Source organism: Kosakonia sp. AG348 (assembly GCF_003337365.1).
Lineage (GTDB): Bacteria > Pseudomonadota > Gammaproteobacteria > Enterobacterales > Enterobacteriaceae > Kosakonia.
Map to the genome: position 1 here is coordinate 64111 of NZ_QPJR01000013.1, position 22035 is coordinate 86145.

23 protein-coding genes are annotated in these 22035 nt (G+C 56.1%); 15 read left to right on the top strand and 8 right to left on the bottom strand.

Features of this window, described 5'->3' with window-relative positions; genetic code table 11:
- The first annotated feature begins 69 nt into the window (after window positions 1-69).
- Complete coding sequence (gene rhaT, locus DFO56_RS22810; protein WP_045512363.1) at window positions 70-1104, top strand: L-rhamnose/proton symporter RhaT; 1035 nt, start codon at window positions 70-72, stop codon at window positions 1102-1104.
- Here the strand turns inward: rhaT and rhaR are convergent, their stop codons facing one another.
- Both rhaR and rhaS (DFO56_RS22820) read right to left on the bottom strand, forming a co-directional pair.
- Window positions 1105-1953: an HTH-type transcriptional activator RhaR gene (gene rhaR / locus DFO56_RS22815; RefSeq protein WP_020455921.1), complete on the bottom strand. Its 849-nt coding sequence runs from the start codon at window positions 1951-1953 to the stop codon at window positions 1105-1107.
- A 73-nt stretch (window positions 1954-2026) separates the two neighbouring features.
- Complete coding sequence (gene rhaS / locus DFO56_RS22820; RefSeq protein ID WP_045512365.1) at window positions 2027-2863, bottom strand: HTH-type transcriptional activator RhaS; 837 nt, start codon at window positions 2861-2863, stop codon at window positions 2027-2029.
- Between the two features lie 299 nt (window positions 2864-3162).
- Here rhaS (DFO56_RS22820) and rhaB point away from each other — a divergent pair, with 299 nt between their 5' ends.
- The 9 genes from rhaB (at window position 3163) to rhaM (ending at window position 12941) form a co-directional block, all read left to right on the top strand.
- Window positions 3163-4632: a rhamnulokinase gene (gene rhaB / locus DFO56_RS22825; protein ID WP_045512367.1), complete on the top strand. Its 1470-nt coding sequence runs from the start codon at window positions 3163-3165 to the stop codon at window positions 4630-4632.
- On the top strand, window positions 4629-5888 hold the full coding sequence (rhaA, locus tag DFO56_RS22830) for an L-rhamnose isomerase (protein WP_017459664.1): 1260 nt from the start codon (window positions 4629-4631) through the stop codon (window positions 5886-5888). The genes rhaB and rhaA overlap by 4 nt, the downstream gene beginning before the upstream one ends.
- 65 nt (window positions 5889-5953) lie before the next feature.
- The gene (rhaD, locus tag DFO56_RS22835; protein WP_020455917.1) at window positions 5954-6784 is read left to right on the top strand and encodes a rhamnulose-1-phosphate aldolase; all 831 of its coding nucleotides are present in this window, start codon (window positions 5954-5956) and stop codon (window positions 6782-6784) included.
- A gap of 82 nt (window positions 6785-6866) precedes the next feature.
- On the top strand, window positions 6867-7853 hold the full coding sequence (rhaS, locus tag DFO56_RS22840) for a rhamnose ABC transporter substrate-binding protein (protein ID WP_045512370.1): 987 nt from the start codon (window positions 6867-6869) through the stop codon (window positions 7851-7853).
- Between the two features lie 49 nt (window positions 7854-7902).
- The gene (locus tag DFO56_RS22845) at window positions 7903-9414 is read left to right on the top strand and encodes a sugar ABC transporter ATP-binding protein (protein WP_045512373.1); all 1512 of its coding nucleotides are present in this window, start codon (window positions 7903-7905) and stop codon (window positions 9412-9414) included.
- Complete coding sequence (locus DFO56_RS22850) at window positions 9414-10418, top strand: ABC transporter permease (protein ID WP_020455914.1); 1005 nt, start codon at window positions 9414-9416, stop codon at window positions 10416-10418. The genes DFO56_RS22845 and DFO56_RS22850 overlap by 1 nt, the downstream gene beginning before the upstream one ends.
- Window positions 10415-11419, top strand: coding sequence for an ABC transporter permease (locus DFO56_RS22855; protein WP_045512375.1), 1005 nt, complete (start codon window positions 10415-10417; stop codon window positions 11417-11419). The genes DFO56_RS22850 and DFO56_RS22855 overlap by 4 nt, the downstream gene beginning before the upstream one ends.
- Before the next feature lie 62 nt (window positions 11420-11481).
- Complete coding sequence (gene fucO, locus DFO56_RS22860; RefSeq protein ID WP_045512377.1) at window positions 11482-12630, top strand: lactaldehyde reductase; 1149 nt, start codon at window positions 11482-11484, stop codon at window positions 12628-12630.
- Window positions 12627-12941, top strand: coding sequence for an L-rhamnose mutarotase (rhaM, locus tag DFO56_RS22865; RefSeq protein WP_020455911.1), 315 nt, complete (start codon window positions 12627-12629; stop codon window positions 12939-12941). The genes fucO and rhaM overlap by 4 nt, the downstream gene beginning before the upstream one ends.
- A 91-nt stretch (window positions 12942-13032) precedes the next feature.
- On the opposite strand, the gene DFO56_RS22870 is transcribed toward rhaM, so the two are convergent.
- On the bottom strand, window positions 13033-13581 hold the full coding sequence (locus DFO56_RS22870) for a helix-turn-helix domain-containing protein (RefSeq protein WP_045512379.1): 549 nt from the start codon (window positions 13579-13581) through the stop codon (window positions 13033-13035).
- 101 nt (window positions 13582-13682) lie between these two features.
- Between DFO56_RS22870 and DFO56_RS22875 the strand changes: the two genes are divergently transcribed.
- Window positions 13683-14345 (top strand): AzlC family ABC transporter permease, encoded by a 663-nt coding sequence (locus tag DFO56_RS22875; protein WP_045512381.1) that lies wholly within the window; start codon window positions 13683-13685, stop codon window positions 14343-14345.
- Window positions 14345-14668, top strand: a complete 324-nt coding sequence (locus DFO56_RS22880; protein WP_017459679.1) for an AzlD domain-containing protein — start codon at window positions 14345-14347, stop codon at window positions 14666-14668. The genes DFO56_RS22875 and DFO56_RS22880 overlap by 1 nt, the downstream gene beginning before the upstream one ends.
- A gap of 12 nt (window positions 14669-14680) precedes the next feature.
- Here the strand turns inward: DFO56_RS22880 and DFO56_RS22885 are convergent, their stop codons facing one another.
- From DFO56_RS22885 to DFO56_RS22900, 4 genes are read right to left on the bottom strand one after another with little or no spacing between them, the layout of a single operon-like run.
- Window positions 14681-15982, bottom strand: a complete 1302-nt coding sequence (locus tag DFO56_RS22885; protein ID WP_045512383.1) for an efflux RND transporter periplasmic adaptor subunit — start codon at window positions 15980-15982, stop codon at window positions 14681-14683.
- The gene (locus DFO56_RS22890) at window positions 15975-17441 is read right to left on the bottom strand and encodes a TolC family protein (RefSeq protein ID WP_045512386.1); all 1467 of its coding nucleotides are present in this window, start codon (window positions 17439-17441) and stop codon (window positions 15975-15977) included. Before DFO56_RS22890 ends, DFO56_RS22885 begins: the two co-directional genes overlap by 8 nt.
- Window positions 17434-18684, bottom strand: coding sequence for an ABC transporter permease (locus tag DFO56_RS22895; RefSeq protein ID WP_045512388.1), 1251 nt, complete (start codon window positions 18682-18684; stop codon window positions 17434-17436). The genes DFO56_RS22890 and DFO56_RS22895 overlap by 8 nt, the downstream gene beginning before the upstream one ends.
- Window positions 18677-19414, bottom strand: a complete 738-nt coding sequence (locus DFO56_RS22900; protein ID WP_045512392.1) for an ABC transporter ATP-binding protein — start codon at window positions 19412-19414, stop codon at window positions 18677-18679. The genes DFO56_RS22895 and DFO56_RS22900 overlap by 8 nt, the downstream gene beginning before the upstream one ends.
- A 403-nt stretch (window positions 19415-19817) precedes the next feature.
- On the opposite strand from DFO56_RS22900, the gene DFO56_RS22905 reads away from it, so the two are divergent.
- Entirely contained in the window at window positions 19818-20240 is a 423-nt protein-coding gene (locus tag DFO56_RS22905; protein ID WP_082071798.1) for a flagellar protein FlhE, read from the top strand.
- Between the two features lie 250 nt (window positions 20241-20490).
- Here the strand turns inward: DFO56_RS22905 and DFO56_RS22910 are convergent, their stop codons facing one another.
- Window positions 20491-20703 carry a YdgH/BhsA/McbA-like domain containing protein gene (locus DFO56_RS22910; RefSeq protein ID WP_045512396.1) on the bottom strand — a complete coding sequence of 71 codons (213 nt, stop codon included), beginning with the start codon at window positions 20701-20703 and terminating at the stop codon, window positions 20491-20493.
- Window positions 20704-20839: 136 nt separating this feature from the next.
- On the opposite strand from DFO56_RS22910, the gene DFO56_RS22915 reads away from it, so the two are divergent.
- Window positions 20840-21361, top strand: a complete 522-nt coding sequence (locus DFO56_RS22915) for a Crp/Fnr family transcriptional regulator (protein WP_045512399.1) — start codon at window positions 20840-20842, stop codon at window positions 21359-21361.
- Between the two features lie 54 nt (window positions 21362-21415).
- Window positions 21416-21913 carry a YgjV family protein gene (locus tag DFO56_RS22920; RefSeq protein WP_233500433.1) on the top strand — a complete coding sequence of 166 codons (498 nt, stop codon included), beginning with the start codon at window positions 21416-21418 and terminating at the stop codon, window positions 21911-21913.
- Window positions 21914-22035: the final 122 nt, after the last annotated feature.

Sequence of the window (22035 nt, forward strand, 5' to 3'; positions counted from 1 at the left end):
CTGACCGATTTTTACACTCATCGGGTCGGCTGCTCGTATCCCGGCGATAAAAACAAAGAGGATTGTGAAATGAGTAACGCGATTACGATGGGTATTTTTTGGCATTTGATAGGTGCAGCCAGTGCAGCCTGTTTCTATGCCCCGTTTAAAAAGGTAAGAAAGTGGTCCTGGGAAACGATGTGGTCAATCGGCGGTATCGTCTCGTGGTTGATCCTTCCCTGGACTATCAGCGCGCTGTTATTGCCTGATTTTTGGGCTTATTTCAGTTCGTTTAGCGCCTCCACGCTGCTGCCGGTGTTTCTTTTCGGCGCAATGTGGGGCATCGGTAACATCAACTATGGCCTGACCATGCGCTACTTAGGCATGTCGATGGGTATTGGTATCGCCATTGGTATTACGCTGATTGTCGGTACGTTGATGACGCCGATCCTCAACGGTCACTTCGATGTGCTGATCAACACCGAAGGCGGGCGAATGACCTTGCTGGGTGTGCTGGTGGCGCTGATTGGCGTTGGCATTGTTACCCGCGCCGGTCAGTTGAAAGAGCGCAAAATGGGCATCAAAGCCGAAGAGTTCAACCTGAAAAAAGGGCTAGCGCTGGCGGTGATGTGCGGCGTGTTCTCTGCCGGGATGTCTTTTGCGATGAACGCCGCCAAACCGATGCACGACGCCGCCGCCGCACTGGGTATCGATCCGCTCTATACCGCATTGCCAAGCTACGTGGTGATCATGGGCGGTGGTGCGCTGGTGAACCTGAGCTTCTGCTTTATCCGGCTGGCAAAAGTGAAAGATCTGTCGCTAAAAGCCGACTTCTCGCTGGCAAAAGGGCTGCTTATCAGCAATATCCTGCTTTCGGCACTGGGTGGCCTGATGTGGTATCTGCAATTCTTCTTCTACGCCTGGGGTCACGCCAGCATTCCGGGGCAGTATGACTACATTAGCTGGATGCTGCATATGAGCTTCTATGTGCTGTGCGGCGGGCTGGTTGGTCTGGTGCTAAAAGAGTGGAAGAATGCCGGACGGCAACCGGTGAGTGTGCTGAGTCTCGGCTGCGTGGTGATCATTGTCGCGGCCAATATCGTCGGCCTCGGCATGGCGAGCTAATCAGGCAGCAACCCGGCTACGATGACGCCACTGACCTGGCGTCATCCCTACCTCACGGCTAAATACCACCGAAAAGTAGTTACTGTCCTCAAAGCCACACTGCATGGCGATTTCACTGATCATCTGCTCGGAGTGCTGCAACAAAAATTGGGCGTGGCAAATGCGCAACTGGCGCAAATAGTGGTTGATGGTCATCCCGGTTTGAGTGCGAAACTGCTGGCGCAGCGCCCGCTCGCTGCACTGTTCCTGTTCACAAAAATGCTCCAGCACAAAGCTGCGATTCAGGCTGCCGGAAAGCGCGGTGATGAGCTTATCCAGCAGCGTTTCGCTGTGGGTCGCGGCAAGGTTATCGGTGGCGAAACGGTGGCGTTTTAGGGTCATCACCAGTTGAGCAAACAGGGTTTCCGCCATCAGATTGGCCAGCGGATCGTCCTTCGCGCTCTCATGTTCCAGTTGCGTAATCACCTGCCGCGCCTGCGCCATGCCGCTGCTACCAATGCGCCAGTGCGGGTTGGACGGCGCGCCGTTAAGCCCCGGAATATGCGCCGCCCAGTCAAGATTCAGCGTCAGCCGGTCCGGACAGTAGATAATGTTCTGCAACACCAGGTCATTAACCGAGGCGTAAGAGTGGCAATCTTCGGCGCGGATATAAAACAGATCGCCGCGCGTAATGCGGTAAGGCCGGTCATTAAGCACATGCAACCCATTGCCGCGCCACACCATCACCAATTCGCAGAACTCATGCGTATGTTCAGCAAAGACATTTTGCGGGTAGCGATCGGCCACCACGACCGCCTGTCCGGCGCGCGGAAAAAAGTCTGCTTTACGAAGAATTAACTCACCAGCCACAACGCCACCTCTGCCGTGAACAACCTGACATTATTAACGGAAGCCCGGCTAAAAATCGGTGATAACCTTCTCGTTACTGAAGCAGCGTGTCGCGCCCCTGGCGGATATCGCGCGGTGACCAGTCAAACTCGCGGCGAAACAGCGTCGAAAAGTGGTTACTGTCGCCGAACCCGCAGCGAAAAGCGATATCCGTCACGCTCTCGTCGCTGTGGCGTAACATATGGCGCGCTTTAATCAACCGCAGGCGGTTTAAATAGCGCTGCGGCGTCATGCCGGTGGACTGTTTAAGCTGACGATGCAGCGTACGCAACGACAAGCTGAACTGTTCTGCCAGCGACTCCCAGCAAATATCCTCCGCGAAGTGATCTTCCAGCCACAGCATAAGCTGGTTCAGCCGCGCATCGCTGTTGCCCGCATCTTCCTGCTGGCTGCTTTTACGCAATAACACCAGCAACTGCATAAACAGGATCTCGCGGTTGGCAATGTCATGCGTTGCCACTTCACTGCCCATCTCTTCCATCTGGCTAATGATGCCGCGCACCTGCCCCAGCGTGTGCTGGCTTACCCGCCAGTGCGACGGGTAATGCCCATCCTGCTCCTGCGGCAGCAACTGGTTCAACCCGGCAAGGAACTGGAACGCATCCGGCGAGCGGTACAGCACATTGGTCAAGCAGAGATTATCGGTATGTTCATACAAATGGCGGTCATGATCGCGCACAAAACAGACCGTGCCGCCGCTGATGGTGTACGGCTGACCATTGAACACATGAATCCCCGTACCGTGTTCAACAATCACAATTTCATGAAAATCATGATGATGTTCCGGAAACTCGGCCTGGGGCAATCGCGGTTCAATGGCAACGGGTGATTTACCTGTCGGAAAAAAATCCACGCTATGCAGTACGGTCATGATGGCCCCGGTCTTGAGAAATGTTCTCAAAATAGTAATTAAGGGTTTTCCACCTCACCTTAAATTTTCGACGCCGATTTGCGCATAGCCTGCCGTTTTTTCAAGAAACGGCCGGAAAGATCGGGAAATGTGGTGAGGGTCACAATGGCTGAAAACCTCGCGATTACTGGAAACTGTGAACTCTCTCACGTTCATCTTTGCTTTCTTGCCAGCGCGAAATCGCCACTGTCAGTAGCAAGAAGGTACGACTGCCGCACCCTTTTTAGACTGTCCGCAATGACTCTAAGAAGGACCCGATCATGACTTTTCGTCATTGTGTTGCGGTTGATTTAGGCGCCTCCAGCGGACGCGTCATGCTGGCGCGCTACGACCGCCAGAACCGCACGCTTTCGCTTCGCGAAATGCACCGTTTTGTAAACTGTCTGCAAAAAGTGGACGGCTTTGATTGCTGGGATATCGACAGCCTGGAAGCCGAAATCCGCCTCGGCCTGAATAAGGTGTGCGCCGAAGGCATACAGCCAGACAGCATCGGCATTGATACCTGGGGCGTCGATTACATTCTGGTTAATCGTGAAGGCCAGCGCGTCGGGCTGCCGATTGCCTACCGCGATAATCGCACCGATGGCGTGATGCACCGCGCGCTGCAAAACCCCGGCAAAGCCGATATCTATCGCCGCAGCGGTATTCAGTTTTTACCCTTCAACACTCTGTACCAGTTGCGCGCACTGGCAGAACAGCAACCGCACCTGCTGGAACAGGCCGACCACGCACTGCTGATCCCGGATTACTTCAGCTACCGCCTGACCGGCAATCTCAACTGGGAATACACCAACGCTACCACCACCCAACTGGTCAATATCAACACCGATAACTGGGATGAATCCCTGCTGAACTGGGCAGGCGTTCCGGCTCGCTGGTTTGGCACGCCAAGCCATCCAGGCAACGTTATCGGCAACTGGATCTGCCCGCAGGGGAATGCCATTCCGGTCGTCGCTGTCGCCAGCCACGATACCGCCAGCGCGGTTATCGCCGCACCGCTGGAAAATCCCGACGCGGCATATCTCTCTTCCGGCACCTGGTCACTGATGGGTTTTGAGAGCAAAACCCCGCACACCAGCGATGAGGCGCTCGCCGCCAATATCACCAACGAAGGCGGTGCCGAAGGCCGTTACCGGGTGCTGAAAAACATCATGGGGTTGTGGCTACTGCAACGCGTGCTGAAAGAGCAAAACATCACCGATTTGCCGGCGTTAATCGGCCTCACCGGGCAGCTCCCTACCTGCCGCTGCGTGATTAACCCGAACGACGATCGCTTTATCAACCCGGACAACATGAGCGCCGAAATCCAGGCTGCCTGCCGGGAAGCGGGTCAATCCGTACCGCAAAACGCCGCCGAACTGGCGCGCTGCATCTTCGATAGCCTCGCGCTGTTGTATGCCGATGTGCTGAGCGAACTGGCTTTCCTGCGTGGTAAGCCGTTTACCCGCCTGCATATTGTCGGCGGCGGCTGCCAGAACCAGTTACTGAACCAGCTCTGCGCCGATGCCTGCGGGCTGCCGGTGGTCGCCGGGCCGGTGGAAGCCTCGACGCTGGGCAATATTGGCGTGCAACTGATGACGCTGGATGAGTTAAGCAACGTCGATGACTTTCGCCAGCTGGTCACAGCTAACCACTCACTGATTACGTTTACCCCTAATCCTGATAATGAAATCGCCCGCTATGTCGCGCGCTTTCAGCAAAAACGACAGACAAAGGAGCTTTGCGCATGACCACTCAACTTGAACAAGCCTGGGACATTGCTAAACAGCGTTTCGCCGCTGTGGGGATTGATGTCGAGGAGGCGCTGCGCCAGCTCGACAGGCTGCCGGTTTCCATGCACTGCTGGCAGGGCGATGACGTTGCCGGTTTCGAAAACCCGGAAGGCAGCCTGACCGGCGGCATTCAGGCTACCGGCAATTATCCGGGCAAAGCGCGCAACGCCACGGAATTACGCGCCGATCTGGAACAAGCGCTGAGCCTGATCCCAGGTCCGAAACGCCTGAACCTGCATGCGATTTATCACGAAGCCGAAACGCCGGTCGCGCGTAATGAAATCAAACCCGAACACTTCAAAAACTGGGTGCAATGGGCAAAAGCCAACAATCTGGGGCTGGACTTCAACCCGTCCTGCTTCTCGCACCCGCTGAGCGCCGATGGCTTCACGCTTTCCCACGCTAACGACGAGATCCGTCAGTTCTGGATCGACCACGTGAAAGCCAGCCGCCGCGTTTCCGCTTATTTTGGCGAACAACTGGGTACACCGTCGGTAATGAATATCTGGATCCCGGACGGCATGAAAGATGTCACCGTTGACCGTCTTGCGCCGCGCCAGCGCCTGCTGGCTGCGCTGGATGAGGTGATCAGCGAAAAACTGAACCCGGCGCACCATATCGACGCCGTGGAAAGTAAGTTATTCGGCATCGGCGCTGAGAGCTACACCGTCGGCTCCAACGAGTTCTATATGGGTTACGCCACCAGCCGCCAGACCGCGCTGTGCCTCGATGCCGGACACTTCCACCCAACGGAGGTTATCTCCGACAAAATCTCCGCCGCCATGCTCTATGTGCCGCGTCTGCTGCTGCATGTCAGCCGCCCGGTACGCTGGGACAGCGACCATGTGGTGCTGCTGGATGACGAAACCCAGGCCATCGCCAGCGAAATTATCCGCCACAAACTGTTCGATCGCGTCCATATCGGGCTCGACTTCTTCGACGCCTCCATCAACCGCATCGCCGCGTGGGTGATTGGTACACGCAACATGAAAAAAGCGCTGCTGCGGGCGCTGCTCGAGCCGGTTGAACAACTGCGCAAACTGGAAGCGGACGGTGATTACACCGCGCGCCTGGCGCTGCTCGAAGAGCAGAAATCCCTGCCGTGGCAGGCGGTGTGGGAAATGTACTGCCAGCGCCACGATACGCCAGCCGGTAGCCAGTGGCTGGAAAGCGTGCGGGCCTATGAGAAAGACGTATTAAGCAAACGTGGCTAATCGCTGCGCATTCATCAGCCCGGTAAGCGCAGCGCTACCGGGCAATAAACGGGAAACAGAAGACTATGCAGACCATTACCGATTCCTGGTTCGTCCAGGGGATGATCAAGGCCACCTCGGACGCCTGGCTGAAAGGCTGGGATGAACGCAACGGCGGCAACCTGACGCTGCGCCTGGATGAGGCGGACATTACATCGTTCGCCGCTGATTTTCACCAGAAACCACGCTATATCGCCCTCAGCCAGCCGATGCCGCTGCTGGCTAACACGCCGTTTATCGTCACCGGCTCCGGCAAATTTTTCCGTAATGTGCAGCTCGATCCGGCAGCAAATTTAGGCGTAGTGAAAGTCGACAGCGACGGCGCGGGTTACCACATTCTGTGGGGACTGGAACATGAAGCGGTTCCGACATCAGAGCTCCCGGCGCACTTTTTGTCGCACTGCGAACGCATCAAAGCCACCGGCGGGAAAGACCGCGTGATCATGCACTGTCATGCCACCAATCTAATTGCGCTGACCTACGTGCTGGAAAACTCCGCCGATTTGATTACCCGCAAACTGTGGGAAGGCAGTACCGAGTGTCTGGTGGTGTTCCCGGATGGCGTTGGCATTCTGCCGTGGATGGTGCCAGGCACGGATGAAATCGGCCAGGCGACCGCCAAAGATATGCAGAAACATTCGCTGGTGCTGTGGCCTTTCCACGGCGTGTTCGGTAGCGGCCCGACGCTGGATGAAGCGTTTGGTCTGATCGACACCGCCGAGAAATCCGCCGAGGTGCTGGTAAAAATCTATTCGATGGGCGGTATGAAACAGACCATCACGCAGCAAGAGTTGATTGCGCTGGGTAAACGCTTTGGCGTGACGCCGCTGCAATCGGCATTAGATCTGTACCCATAACAACATCGCGCCCCGCTCACTGAGACGGGGCGAATCCTCACCTGCAAGCCCTACAAACACTAACTCTCGTGGAGTAAAAGCAATGAAAACAAAAGCAAGCTTAATCCTCACCGTTGCCATGCTGGCGTTGTCCGGTTCCGCTTTAGCTGAAGTAAAAATCGCCCTCGTGGCGAAATCTTTAGGTAATGGCTTTTTTGAAGCAGCAAACACCGGCGCACAGGAGGCAGCCAAAGAGCTAGGAGATGTCAAAGTGATCTACACCGGCCCGACCACCACCACGGCCGAAGCGCAGATCGAAGTGCTTAACGGGTTGATCGCCCAGGGGGTGGATGCGATCGCCATCTCCGCCAACGATCCCGATGCCGTGGTGCCGGTGCTGAAAAAAGCGATGCAGCGCGGCATTAAAGTGGTGTCGTGGGATTCCGGCGTGGCGAAAGCCGGACGCCAGATCCACCTCACCCCCTCGAATAACGCGCTGATTGGCGAAACCAACGTCAAACTGGCCGCCGATGCGCTAAAAGCGCTGAATGTTGAAAAAGGCGATGTGGCGATTCTTAGCGCCACGCCCACCTCCACCAACCAGAATATCTGGATTGCGGAGATGAAAAAGGTATTGCCGAAGTACCCGTCGATTAACCTGGTGACTGTCGCTTATGGCGACGATCTCTCCGATAAGAGCTACCGCGAAGCGGTCGGCCTGCTGAAATCGTATCCGGACCTGAAAGTGATTATTTCGCCATCGTCGGTCGGCATTGTCGCGGCGGCGCAAGCGGTAAAAGACCAGGGCAAGATTGGCAAAGTGTATGTCACCGGTTTAGGGCTGCCGTCTGAAATGGCGGGCGCGATCAAGTCCGGCGCGAGCAAAAGTTTCGCCATCTGGAACCCGATCGACCTCGGTTATGCCGCCACCTATTTAGCGGATGATCTGGTGAAAGGCACGGCGACCAAAGATGAAGCCAGCATGGGCAAACTCGGCAAGGTGAAACTCGATGCCGACGGTAACGGCGCGATGGCTGAGCCGTTTGTCTACGATGCCAGCAACATTGATAAGTTCTCGAAGATTTTCTGATCCCTTCCTGCCCTCTTTTGCGGGAGAGGGCAAAAACTGGAGAACTATCATGACGGCATCCACCCCTCTGCTGTCGCTCAAGGGCATCACCAAAGTTTTTCCCGGTGTGCGCGCCCTTGAGAACGTACAGCTCGATCTCTGGCCCGGCAAAGTCACCGCGTTGATCGGTGAAAACGGCGCGGGCAAATCCACGCTGGTCAAAGTGATGACCGGTATTTACCAGCCTGAAGAGGGCGAAATACTCTACAAAGCGATCCCCATTTCGCTCCCCACGCCCGAGTCGGCGCATAAAGTGGGGATCACCGCTATTCACCAGGAAACAGTGCTGTTTGACGAGTTATCGGTCACCGAAAATATCTTCGTTGGGCAGTATCTGTATAAAGGGCTGTTGAAAAAACTCGACTGGCCCGCCATGCACCAGCAAGCACAGGCGATCCTCACCCGGCTGGAGGTACAAATTGATCCGCGCGCGACGCTGAAAACATTGAGTATCGCCCAGCGCCACATGGTGGCGATTGCCCGTGCGCTCTCCTTTGAAGCGCAGGTGGTGATTCTGGACGAACCGACCGCCGCGCTCTCGCAGCATGAGATCCTGGAGTTCTACCAAATCGTTGAACGTCTGAAGCAGGAAGGCAAAGCGATCCTGTTTATCTCGCACAAGTTTGATGAAATTTTTGAGCTGGCGGATCACTACACCATTTTGCGCGACGGAGTGTATGTCGATTCCGGCGCCATCAATGACATCACCGAAGAGCGGATGGTGGCGATGATGGTCGGGCGTGCCATTAACCAGAGCTGGCCGAAAGTGGCCTGCACACCCGGCGAAACCGTGCTGGAAGTGCGCGATTTATGCCATCCCACGGAATTTGCCCATATCAACTTTTCGCTGCGCAAAGGCGAAATCCTCGGCTTTTACGGCCTGGTAGGTGCCGGGCGCACGGAACTGATGCAGGCACTTTCCGGCGTGTCGCGCCCCTCTTCTGGCGAGATCATCCTTAACGGGCGAACGGTGCATTTCCGCCAGCCTGCGGACGCTATCAACGCCGGGATTGTTTGCGTACCGGAAGAGCGGCAAAAACAGGGCGCGATCATTGAGCTGTCGATTGCCCAGAACATCAGCCTGCCGCAGCTCAGCAAACTCAATAGCAACGGCGTGCTTAACGAGGCCAAAGAGTGGGCACTGGCGGATGAGTACGCCCGCCGTTTGCAGGTGAAAGCCTTTAGCTGGAAGCAGGCGGTGGAAACCCTCTCCGGCGGCAATCAGCAAAAAGTGGTGATCGGCAAATGGCTCGCCACCCATCCGGACGTAATCATCCTCGATGAACCAACGAAAGGCATCGATATCGGTTCGAAAGCCGCCGTACACCAGTTTATGTCGGAACTGGTAGCCCACGGGCTGGCGGTGATTATGGTCTCTTCTGAATTGCCAGAAGTGATGGGCATGGCCGATCGGGTGATCGTCATGCACGAAGGGCTGATGGTCGCCGAATACCAGGCCGGTGAAGCGACGGCGGAAACCATCGTCAGCGCCGCCAGCGGTGCCGGGAAGGAGGCAGCATAATGTGGCAACAACTGCTTAAACATCGCGAAGCGCTGCTCGGCGGCGTGATTGTGCTGCTGGTGCTTATCATCGGCAGCCGTGTCCCCTCGTTTATCAGCCCTGGCAACCTGGTGGAGATGTTCAACGACACCGCCATTCTGATCATTCTCGCCCTCGGGCAAATGATGGTGCTGCTCACCAAAGGTATCGACCTGTCGATGGCCGCCAACCTGGCGCTGACCGGCATGATTGTCGCGCTGATTAATTTCCATCACCCGGATGTGCCTGTCTGGTCGTTGCTGCTACTGGCAACGGTGCTCGGGCTGGTGATGGGCATCATCAATGGTCTGCTGGTATGGAAATTGGGTATCCCGGCGATTGTCGTCACGCTCGGCACCATGAGTATTTATCGCGGGATTATCTTTTTGCTCTCCGGCGGCGGCTGGGTGAACTCGAACCAGATGGGCGCGGATTTTCTCGGCCTGCCGCGAACTTCAGTGCTGGGTTTGCCGGTACTGAGCTGGTGCGCCATCGCCATATTGCTGCTGGTGGGCTACTTCCTGCGTTACAGCCGCACCGGACGAGCGCTCTATACCGCGGGCGGCAACGCCACGGCGGCGTATTACACCGGTATCAACGCCGGAAAAATGCAGTTTGTCAGCTTCTGCCTTTCTGGCGCACTGGCGGGCTTTTGCGGCTACTTGTGGATCTCGCGTTTTGCCGTGGCCTATGTCGACGTGGCTAACGGGTTCGAACTGCAAGTGGTTGCCGCCTGTGTGATTGGCGGCATCAGCACCATGGGCGGCACCGGGCGCGTGCTCGGCTGTTTATTCGGCGCGCTATTCCTCGGCGTTATCAATAACGCACTGCCGGTAATTGGCATTTCGCCGTTCTGGCAGATGGCGATTTCCGGCACGGTGATTGTGATTGCGGTACTGCTCAACGAGCGCGGTAATAAACGCAAAGGCCGCCTGATCCTGCGTGACGCGGCGCTGGCACGACAAAAACAGGCGGTGAAACCATGAGCAAAATATTGACTTCTGAGCCCGTGAAAAATACCCCTGCCGCGACACCGTTCTTTAAGCGCTTGTTGTGCTGGGAAGGGTTTTTACTGGCGGTGACGCTGGCAGTGTTTGTGGTGAACGCCCTTGCATCGCCCTATTTTCTCAACATCTGGAATCTTTCCGACGCGACATTCAACTTCACCGAAAAAGCGATCATCGTGTTGCCAATGGCGATGCTGATCATTGCCCGCGAAATTGACCTCTCTGTCGCCGCCACCATCGCGCTCAGCTCAACGGCGATGGGCTTTTGCGCCCAGGCGGGTATGGATACGCCGCTGCTGGTGTGCGTCGGCTTGAGCGTTGGGCTGCTGTGCGGAGTGTTCAACGGCATTCTGGTGACTCGCTTTAACCTCTCTTCAATTGTGATCACCATCGGCACCATGAGCCTGTATCGCGGCATTACCTACATTCTGCTCGGCGATCAGGCACTTAATACCTGGCCTGCGAGTTTTGCGTGGTTTGGTCAGGGCTACGTGTGGGGCGCACTGTCGTTTGAGTTTGCCTTGTTCATCGTGCTGGCGCTGCTGTTCGCTTTTCTGCTGCACAAAACCAACTTTGGCCGCCGCACGTACGCCATCGGCAATAACCCGACCGGCGCGTGGTATTCCGGTATCAATGTGAAGCGCCACAACCTGATCCTCTTCGCGCTGGTAGGGCTGATGGCGGGTCTGGCCTCGGTGCTGCTGACGTCGCGTTTGGGCAGCACGCGCCCGACGATTGCGCTGGGCTGGGAGCTGTCGGTGGTAACGATGGCGGTGCTCGGCGGCGTCAACATTCTTGGCGGTTCCGGCAGCATGGTCGGCGTGATTATCGCCGCCTTCCTGATGGGGCTGGTGACCTTTGGCCTGAGCCTGCTCAATGTGCCGGGCATTGTGATGTCAATTATCGTCGGCGCGATGCTGATTGTGGTGATTTCGCTGCCGATCATCACCCGCCGCATGATGCAGCGCAGGCGTTTATGAATCCCTCCGGCGACAGGGCGTTTCGTCACCGGTAAAAATCAAAGAAAATAAAGGAGTTATGTATGAGCTTTATGTTAGCACTACCCAAAATCAGCCTGCATGGCGCGGGCGCTATCGGCGATATGGTCAAGATGGTGGCGAACAAACAGTGGGGAAAAGCGCTGATTGTCACCGACGGGCAACTGGTCAAACTGGGTCTGCTGGACAGCCTGTTTGCCGCGCTGAAAGCGCATCACATGCCGTATCACCTGTTTGATGACGTGTTCCCGAACCCAACGGAAGCGCTGGTACAACAAGGCTATGCGGCGTATCAAAACGCCGCCTGCGATTACATTATCGCCTTCGGCGGCGGCAGCCCGATCGATACCGCCAAAGGGGTGAAAATCCTCACCGCTAACCCTGGCCCATCGACCGCCTATTCCGGCGTCGGCAAAGTGAAAAACCCCGGTGTGCCGCTGGTCGCCATCAATACCACCGCCGGGACGGCGGCGGAGATGACCAGTAACGCGGTAATCATTGATTCCGCGCGGCAGGTGAAAGAAGTGATTATCGACCCGAACATTATTCCCGATATAGCCGTGGATGACGCCAGCGTGATGCTGGAGATCCCCGCTTCTGTTACCGCCGCAACCGGCATGGATGCGCTGACCCACGCCGTTGAAGCATATGTCTCGGTGGGTGCGCACCCGTTGGCCGACGCCAACGCGCTGGAAGCGATTCGCTTAATTAACCTGTGGCTGCCAAAGGCGGTTGATGACGGCCACAACCTCGAAGCGCGTGAGCAAATGGCGTACGGCCAGTATCTTGCCGGCATGGCCTTTAACAGCGCCGGGCTTGGTCTGGTTCATGCGTTAGCGCACCAGCCGGGTGCCACGCACAATTTGCCGCACGGCGTATGCAATGCCATCTTGTTGCCAGTCATCGAAAACTTTAACCGCCCGAACGCCGTCGCCCGTTTTGCCCGCGTGGCGCAGGCGATGGGTGTCGACACCAAAGGAATGAGCGATGAAACCGCCAGCATGGAAGCCATCAATGCGATCCGCGCCCTGAGCGCGCGCGTCGGTATTCCTTCTGGTTTCAGCAAACTCGGCGTTACCAAAGCGGATATCGAAGGCTGGCTGGATAAAGCGCTCGCCGATCCGTGCGCACCGTGCAACCCGCGAACCGCCAGCCGGGACGAAGTCCGCGAGCTTTATCTGGAGGCATTATGATCCGTAAAGCCTTTGTGATGCAGGTAAATCCCGATGCACACGAAGAGTATGAACGTCGCCACAACCCGATCTGGCCGGAGCTGGAAGCAGCGCTGAAAGCAGGCGGGGCGCACCATTACGCCATTTTTCTCGATAAACAGCGCAACCTGTTGTTCGCCACCGTTGAGATTGAATCGGAAGCGCGCTGGAACGCGGTCGCGAATACGGAAGTGTGCCAGCGCTGGTGGAAATATATGCGTGATGTAATGCCCGCTAATCCGGACAACAGCCCGGTCAGCGCGGAATTAAAAGAAGTGTTCTACCTGGAGTAAGCGGTTAGCCCCCTTCGCAACGGAGGGGGATTAACGAACGGGAAATGTCTGTTCGGCACTTTTTATTAACGCCGGGTGGAATTAAAGCGGATTAATTTTGTTCAGCCACCAGAATAGCCTGTGTATTGGCTTCGAGTGCTTTAAAGATATGTTCTCTGTCCGCCGGATAACAAATGTAATCCCCTTCGCCTAACTCTTCCGGCGCTTCCGTCAGCCCGACCAGCGCCCGCCCTTGTGTCACAATAATGTGCTCCACTGAACCTGTCGGGTGAGGATGCGAGATCCGATCGGCGCCTGGCTGAGTCAGCAACAGGTAGATATCGCGTCGTGCGCCGGGCGGGCAGGCAGCAAGCAATATCGCCTGGTAATTTGCCTCTTCGGCAATCACTTTCGTGCCTTCGCCACGGCGAATAACCTGTGTGGTGGGTTTTTGCGGTTCCAGCAGGCGCGCAAAGGGAATGTCCAGCGCGACGCACAGCGCCCAGAGCGTTTCCAGACTAGGATTACCGTTACCCGCTTCCAATTGTGAAAGCGTGGATTTGGCGATCCCCGCCCGGCGGGCAATCTCCGCCAGCGAAAGCCCGGTTCGCAGTCGCTCACGCACCAGACTTTTGGCAATGATGCTAATTGGCTGTGTCATAAACACCCCATTGTTCATTTAATCGAACGAATCGTTCTTGTTGAAAAACGATTCTGGTGTGTTCATTATAATGGATAAACGTTCGATATGGGTAAAGAGAGATGTTCACCAGACACTTCGCCTCGCTGAAGGGCGACACCGTAAAAGCTATTTTTCTGGTCTGCCTGGCCGTGGGCGTTGTCGGCGTCTCGTATGGATCGCTGGCCATGGCTTACGGCTTTCCTTTATGGGTGCCGCTGGCGCTCTCCACCCTGGTGCTGGCTGGCGCATCCGAGTTTATGTTTATCGGTATTGTCGCCAGCGGCGGCAATCCGCTGGCTGCGGCTCTGGCGGGTCTGTTAGTTAACGCTCGCCATATCCCTTTTGGCGTCACGGTGCGTGAGCTGGTAGGACAACGTGCGGCCACTTTTCTCGGCTGCCACATCATGAATGATGAAAGCGTCGTGTTCGGCTTATCACAATCCACCGCCGAGCAGCGTAAAGCTGCTTACTGGCTGTGCGGTTTAGGTGTCGCGTTATTGTGGCCCGCTGGCGTACTGGTAGGGGCGGCGGTGGGTAAATTGCTGCCCGCACCGGAAACCATCGGTCTGGATGCGGTTTTCCCGGCAATTTTGCTGGCGCTGGTATTGCCGGCGCTGAAAAAGCGCACCACGCTGATTCGCGCCTCGAGCGGCGCGGTATTGTCGCTCGCCGCCGTTCCTTTTGCGCCGGTGGGATTACCGGTGCTGCTCTCTTTACTTGGCTTACTGACGAGGAAGAAATAATGGCCAGCGTCGCGCTCATTATTGGCGGTATCGCCATCCTTTCTATCGGCACCTATTTGATGCGCCTTGGCGGCGCAAAACTCGGCAGCCGGCTGGCGCTTTCCGAACATTCGCAGGCACTGCTGTCGGATGCGGCTACCACCCTGCTTTTCGCGGTCGCGCTGGCATCAATGCTCTATGAAGGCGGGCATTTCGCTGGCATGGCACGCGTACTGGGCGTGCTTTTCGCGCTGTTTCTCGCCTGGCGCAAAATGCCGCTGATTGTGGTGATCCTCTCCGCTGCGGTCGTCACCGCGCTGCTGCGCCTTGCCGGAATCGCATAAGAAACGGATGTGTTAATGGATACTCACGGGAACAGGGTTAGCCGAACTGCCCTGCGCGCCCATTTCAACGCGCACTTCCCCCGCGTCAATCCCGTGGATTTCCACCCCCTGCGCCACCGTCTGCCCGATGGTGACCACTACTTTGCGCGGTGTCTCACCGGACGAGGCTCGCCAGAGCACCCAGCGCGCCCCGGATTGCGGATCGATATGTAACGCCTGAGCGGGCACCGCAATACCGTGTTCGTTCTGCCAGGTGATCACCGCCAGCCGGGCGCTCATTCCCAGCCGAATATCTTGCTGTAAATCCGCCAGCGGCGTATCTACCGACACAGTGACATCGTAATAAGCGCCCTGCGTCTCTGCCGCGCTGCTCTGAACGCCAATTTCACGGATCTGCCCGCTGAGCGTTTTTCCGGCAAACCCTTCTCCGGTGATGTTGACCGGCATCCCCTCTTTTAACTGGTGGAGATCCGCTTCCTCGACGCGGGTCACTACCTGCATCGTGTCCAGCCCCGTCACCGTCAATAACGCCGCGCCCTGGCTCACCGACAAACCCGGCTGGAGGGTAACCGGTTTACCGCTATCCGTTGCGACCGGGCGCATGATAAAACCGGCATAGGGCGCGCGTAACGTTTGCCGTTCCACCTGCGCCTTCAGCGCAGCGTAGCGGGCCTGCGCATTTGTCAGTTCCATATCGGCAATTTTGCTGTCCTCGCCTTTACCCCGCGCTTCCATCGTTTGTAACTCTTCCTGCGCGGCAGCCAGATCCTGCTGCTGCGCTTGTGCCTGCTGCGCCAGCGCATCGACTTCCATACGGGCGACAATCCCGCGCTTAAAAAGCGCAGTAGTATCGCGAAGATTGGCCTGCGTATTGGAAAGCGTCGCGCGCGCAGTCTGCACCAGGCGTCTGGCGCGCGAAACATCCGGGCTGCTGCTCCAGTTGCGAAACAGCGCCACCTCTTTTTGCGCTTTCAAAAGCTCCGCCTGCGCCTGACGAAGTTGGATTTCAATCTGTCCGGGATCGAGCACTATCAGCACTTGCCCCTTTTCAACGCGTTGCCCTTCGTGAACCGCGATTTCGCGGATCACTCCGTCAAACGGCGCGGCAAGGGTTTGCTGGCGGGCCGCCTGAATACGCCCCACCAGCCCCAGTTGGTTTTCAAGCCGCTGCGGCTGAACCGGCAGCCAGATCTCCTGCGCAGCGCCACTCTCCGGTTCGCGTGCGACAATCCACCATAAGAGCGAGCCGCCAGCCACTACCGCAAGTGTCAGCAGTAAAAGCAGGCGTTGCTTTTGCATAAGAAACTTAATCATTGAGCGAAATATCCCAACTTTGCAGCGTGGTTCCCAGCGTTTGATCGAGCCCGGCCTGCGCATTCAAATAGCTGATAAGCGCATTTAGCCTGGCGTTTTCCGCGTTGCGAAGATCGTTTTCAAAGCTCAGCACCTGGAAGTTGCTGGAGCGGCCAGCGGTCAGTTTTTCCCGTTCAATTTCCAGTTTGCGGCGTGACAAATCCCGCGCGCGTTGGGCTATCTCAAACTGCCGCCAGCGGGTGCCCATATCGCGCACGGCGTTGGTTACGTCACGGTCAAGCTGCTGGTGCGCTTCCGCCAGCTGGATTTGCTGGTTCTTCACATTAACCTGCGCTTGCACTTCCGCCTGCCGGGCGGTCATGTCGCCGATAGGGATCTCCACCTGAACCCCAACATAGTTATCCCAGTTGCGCGCGCCATCACCTCGCGCCGCACGGTTACGCTGCTGCGTCGCGCCGCCAACCAGCGAAACATCCCACAGCCGGTCATTACGGGCGACGGCGAGGTTAATCGCAGCCTGTTCGCCAACAAGCAGCTGCGCCAGGTAAGCGGGCTGCGACGCCTCCGCCTGTTTCAGTGCGCGATCGGCCTGCACCTCGACAGGCTTTGCCTGTAGCGCTTCGGTCGCGACGATTGGCGCATGCAGATCCAACGCCAGCAGTTGCAACAGCGCCAGCCGCGCCATATCCACCCGGTTTCGCGCCTCTTCATGCGACAGCTCTTGTGAGGCCACTTCGGCTTCGGTTTGCACAATTTCAAACTCCGCCATGCGCCCGGCGCTGATCATCGCCTGGTTCACTTCCACCAACTGGCGCGCCCGCGCCAGCGAATCCTGAGCAATCTTTAACTGCTCCTGCGCCAGCAACAGATCGCGGTAAGCGGTGATAATTTGGGTGATCGTCTGCGAAACGGTGGACTTCAAATTCAGGCGGTTGATTTGCTCGGTCATCTGCGCAAGGCGAACCGGCGCGGTGGCAATATCTTTACCCGCGCCGCGCAGCAACGGCTGAATAACAGAAAAGTTCGCCCCGTCGCTGTGGGATAACCCCGCCACGTTGGCGTCGGTGTGCTGATATGTCCAGCCGAGGCTAACGCGCGTGCCGTACGGGGTGAGCAGCGTGGAACCCGGCGTCAGGTTTCCCTGCCGGTAGCGGTCGTCCTGGTTACGCGTGGATAGATAATTGCCGGAGAGCACCAGTTTTGGCGTGAAGCGATCTTCGGCCACGCGCAGGTCAAATTTCTGCGCAACCCTGTCGAGATACGCGCTACGAATAGCGCGGTTATCACGCAGCCCGAGATAAATGGCATCGCTCAGGGTGAGATCGATACTGTCGCCTTTCAGGGCAATACGCGCCGTCTCGCCGTCTCGCGTGGCATGGGAGGGGTTCACCGGCATTTCAGCACGCGCCGGGCAAACAATCAGGCTTGCCAGTAACCATAGCCAGACATGTCTACGCATCGCGCAGCGCCTCCACCGGCTCCAGCCGGGACGCCGCCAGTGCGGGAGATAAGCCAAAAAACAGCCCGATAACAATGGCGCTGCCAATGCCCAGCGGCAACGCAGCGGCGGATAAGGCAAAATCAGACCAGCCGGAAAACCAGACAAACAGCCACGCCGCCGCCAACCCCGCCGCCGCGCCAAGCAGCGCGCCAACGGTGGCTAAGACAATCGCTTCCAGCAAAAAGAGCATCGCGATATCGCGCGGACGCGCGCCCAGCGCCATGCGCACACCAATCTCCCGCCGACGCTCTGACACATTCATCACCATCACATTCATCACGCCCACCCCGCCGACCAACAGCGAGATGCCGCCAAGTCCGGCGAGCAACCAGGAAAACAGGCGCGACTGCTGCTCAATGCCTTCCAGCAACTGCTGAGGAACCTGCACATTGACCTCGAAGCCAGGCATCTTTTCACTGAGCCACGCCTGTAGCCGGGGCGCGATGCGCTCCAGTTCTTCACCACTGCGACTGCGCACCGCTACGCCCGTTATTTGCGGAAAACTGATTACCCGGCGCATACCGGTAATCGGCAGCAAAATGGCATCATCCACGGAGACCGGAATGATCGGGTTTGGCCCTTGCGGGCGCAGAATACCGACTATCTCAAAGAGATAACCGCCAATCTGGATGCGGTCGCCGAGTAGTACAGGGCGGTCGGGCTGAGCCCATTGTGCGGCGACATTCGCCCCGAGAACGGCGTAGGTGCTCTGCGCATCAAAGCGGCTCAAAAAGCGGCCCTGTTCCAGTTGCAACCGCAGAACAGAAGGCAGTTCAGCGCCGCTTCCGACCAGCGTTGCCGCCGCCGTTCGGCCATTAAAACGTGCTTGCGTGTTACTGGGGACGAGCGCAGAGGCGGCGTCAATTTCCGGGATGCGTTGATGCAAGGTATCGATATCCAGATCGGCCGGCGCAACCAGTGGTTTTCGGCCGGAACCGACAGGCTGCTGAATATTAGCCACCAGCAGCTCACTACCCATACCGCGAAAGATGCTCATCGCTTCACGTTCGGCGTTGTAGCCAATGTTGAGCAACGCCACCACCGCCGCGCAGCCCACCGCGATACCTAATAGCGCCAGCACCGCGCGGCGCCCCAGCAGCCGCAGGTTATCCAGCGACTCCAGCAAAAGTTGCAGCCACGGCATTCCGTAGCGTGAAGGCTTAGAAACACGGATTGCGGCGGGCAGACGAAGATCAGACATGCGTTGCCTCGCTGATCCGCCCGTCAGCCACCTGAATGCAGCGCGACATGCGGCGGGCAATGGAATTGTCATGCGTTACCAGCACCAGCGTGGTGCCGCTGTCGCGATTCAATGCCAGCAACAAGTCAATAATGTCAGCAGCGTTTTGGCTATCAAGATTACCGGTAGGTTCGTCGGCAAGCAGCAAAGCCGGTTCACCAACCAGCGCTCGGGCAATGGCCACACGCTGGCGCTGCCCGCCGGATAAATCCGCAGGACGGTGATGCGCGCGATCGCTTAAACCAACGCGCTGAAGCTGTTTGCGGGCAGCGTCCTGGGCCTCATGGCGCAGCACGCCGCGGTAGAGCAGCGGCAAAGCAACATTGTCCAGCGCGGTAAGCCGGGGCAGTAAATTGAAGCTCTGAAAGACATAACCAATGATGTGATTACGCGCCGTCGCGCGGGCGTCTGCGCCACAGCGGGACATATCTTCGCCATGAAACATCACGCGCCCGGAAGTGGGCGTATCAAGCAATCCCAGCAGATTGAGCAGTGTGCTTTTCCCCGAGCCAGACGCGCCAACAATGGCGCAACTTTGCCCGGCGGGGATAGATAACGAAATGTTGTGCAGGATAGTCTGCCGCGCTGTACCGGTGGCGTAGGAATAGGTCACCGAATCCAGGCGTATCAAGTCAGCGCCAGATGTCGTGTGGTGAGTTTCGCTTATCCCTGAGTCGTGCAACCGTTCCATGTTTGCCAATAATTCATCCTGAAGAACACGGATATGGTGTGAACTACATATCAATATTAACGGCCAGAAAAACGAAAGCTTTAGCTTTTTTGCCATGGATTCATTTCAACCAAACCTACCAAAATTGACACCTAAAGAATTAACCACATCCGCCGATAGGTATTCCGTATACTTTACCCCGGATATTTAAATATTAAACAGCAATTAAGCCTCGCTTAATTGAAATAATAAACGTTGACAAAAATAAATATATTATCTAGTTTTCCACGGGCAAAAGGAAATTATGGCTGACAAATAAGAATTATTGAGTTGCCTTGTATTCACGCAGGGCAACTCAATAATTCCCATGATTTAAGTTAAATATCATGGATATTAGTTAGCTTACTCTTTAATGAGGCTTTAAATGAAACGGAAATCGATCCTGCTGGCTTTATCAGGTTTAATGTTTATCTCTTCAAGCGCATTTGCAACGGGCGGCACGTCCATCGGCTCAATGCTTGCACCATCAATCTCAGTAAAAAACCAATGGTATAACAAGACGTTCCCGATTACAGCCGGAACACCTTCAACTGGTAAAGTTGGCATGGTTTATTACACCTGGGCTTACAGTTCCTACCCGGCTGGAATGCAGGTTTATTTATGCTATAACAACGGTAACAACTGTAGGGATATTTCTGATGCACGTTCAGGTAATATTGACTTCACACCTTATAATCTCGCACCGAACCAACCGTTCAGTTTATATGCCCGCGTAAATGGCACCGGTAGAATGGTGACAGTCAATGGCCAGTCAAGCCAGATTATTGTTAACTACACATATAATTAATAATTCGCTTACCGCGTAATATTATTATTGATAACGCACTGTAATAATAAGAATGTGAATTTAACTCACCCATAATAATAATGCCCGACGACATTTCTTATATGCCATCGGGCATTTCAATAATATAGGGATATTTTTAAAACACTTTGGGTAATTACTGAACACAATTACATCCCCGATAATACGCTATCATCCCATCGCAGAAATAAAAAAAGCGCCCGCAGGCGCTCTTTCGACAGGAAAACGTGACTTATTTGTTCAGTTCGGCGGTCATGTGAACCTGGTTGCCGGTATACGCTTCAGTGATCTGGTAAGAAGATGCACCCGCCTGTTGAGCCTGCGCCGCAATTTTTGCTTCAGCACCGCTCAGCGTTAAATCAGTTGCGGTCACGGACTGGGCAGCGAAAGAACCAAAAGAAGTAGCCAGGGCGACAACTGCGACAAAAGTTTTGATGCTTTTCATGATATAAACCCTTACGTTAATTTGTTGTAGTGAGGCACCGTGCCTCGATGAATTAAAGAGTAGTCCTGTTTGCTCGCAACAAAAAGCGGAATGATTTGCCATTCTTTGTCAAAATTAATGAACAATAGAGATCTGCATGATAGCTGATTTGTTAGCCCCCCTCCTTGTCGGTCAGAAAACAGTGCAAATCCGCCCGACGACAACCCTGCTCAGACAGGGTGATCTCCAGCAAAAAATGTTTGTGCTGCACGAAGGTATTGCGCGTGCGGTCTGGCATTCGCCGGAAGGGAGCGAGCGCGTAAAGGAGTTTTATTTTCCCGGTGAGTGCTGTTTTCTCTATCTCAGTTGGCTAACCGGTAGCGTGGCGGATTACAGCCTGCAAATGCTGACGCCAGGCGTGCTCAGCGAAGTACCGCTGCGTTTACTGGAAAAAGAAGAACATCAGGTGGCAAAAATAGCGCTCCTGCGCCAGCAACTGATCTTTAAAGAGAAGAAGGAGCAGATGTTTTTGCTCAATAACCCGGAGCAACGCTATCGCTATGTGCAAACCCATTTTCCCGCATGGGAAGCACAATTAACGCAAAAAGATCTCGCCAGTTATATCGGCATCTCACCGGTGAGCCTGTCGCGCATCCGCGCGCGCCTTAACAAAGGTTAACGAAAGCCTGCCGCCAGGCCGCTACCATCGCCTCATCACACCGTAGAGGAAACGATGATGAGCGCTTTTTGGCTGTCGCAAATGCTGGCTGGCTTTTCTTTCATTTTTGATTTGCTGGCATTTCAGTTTGCCCGTCGTCGGATAACCCTGGCGATACTTGCCGCCTCCACCAGCCTGCTGGCGGTACATTTCTGCTTGCTGAACGCGCCCGTAGCCGCAAGTTTGATGGCGCTGGCCGCATGCCGTTATCTCACCGCCATCATGACGACCGCGCGGAAAATGAAAAATGGGTTTATTGTCGCAACCTGCCTGTGCAGCGCGCTAAGCTGGCAGCAACCCACCGATGTTTTACCGCTGCTCGGTAGCCTGCTGATGACCAGCGCCGCTTTTCACCCGGCGGCAAAAAGTATGCGGCGGCTCACCCTCTGCGGTAGCGGCTGCTGGCTGGTGAATAATATGGTGATCGGATCGCCCGTGGCGGTTGCCATGGAGAGCGCCTTCATTCTCAGTACGCTGGTGTCGTACTGGCGGCTCACCCGGCAGGCTGGCTAAAAAGCAAAAAAAAGCGCCCGCAGGCGCTCTTTCGACAGGAAAACGTGACTTATTTGTTCAGTTCGGCGGTCATGTGAACCTGGTTGCCGGTATACGCTTCAGTGATCTGGTAAGAAGATGCG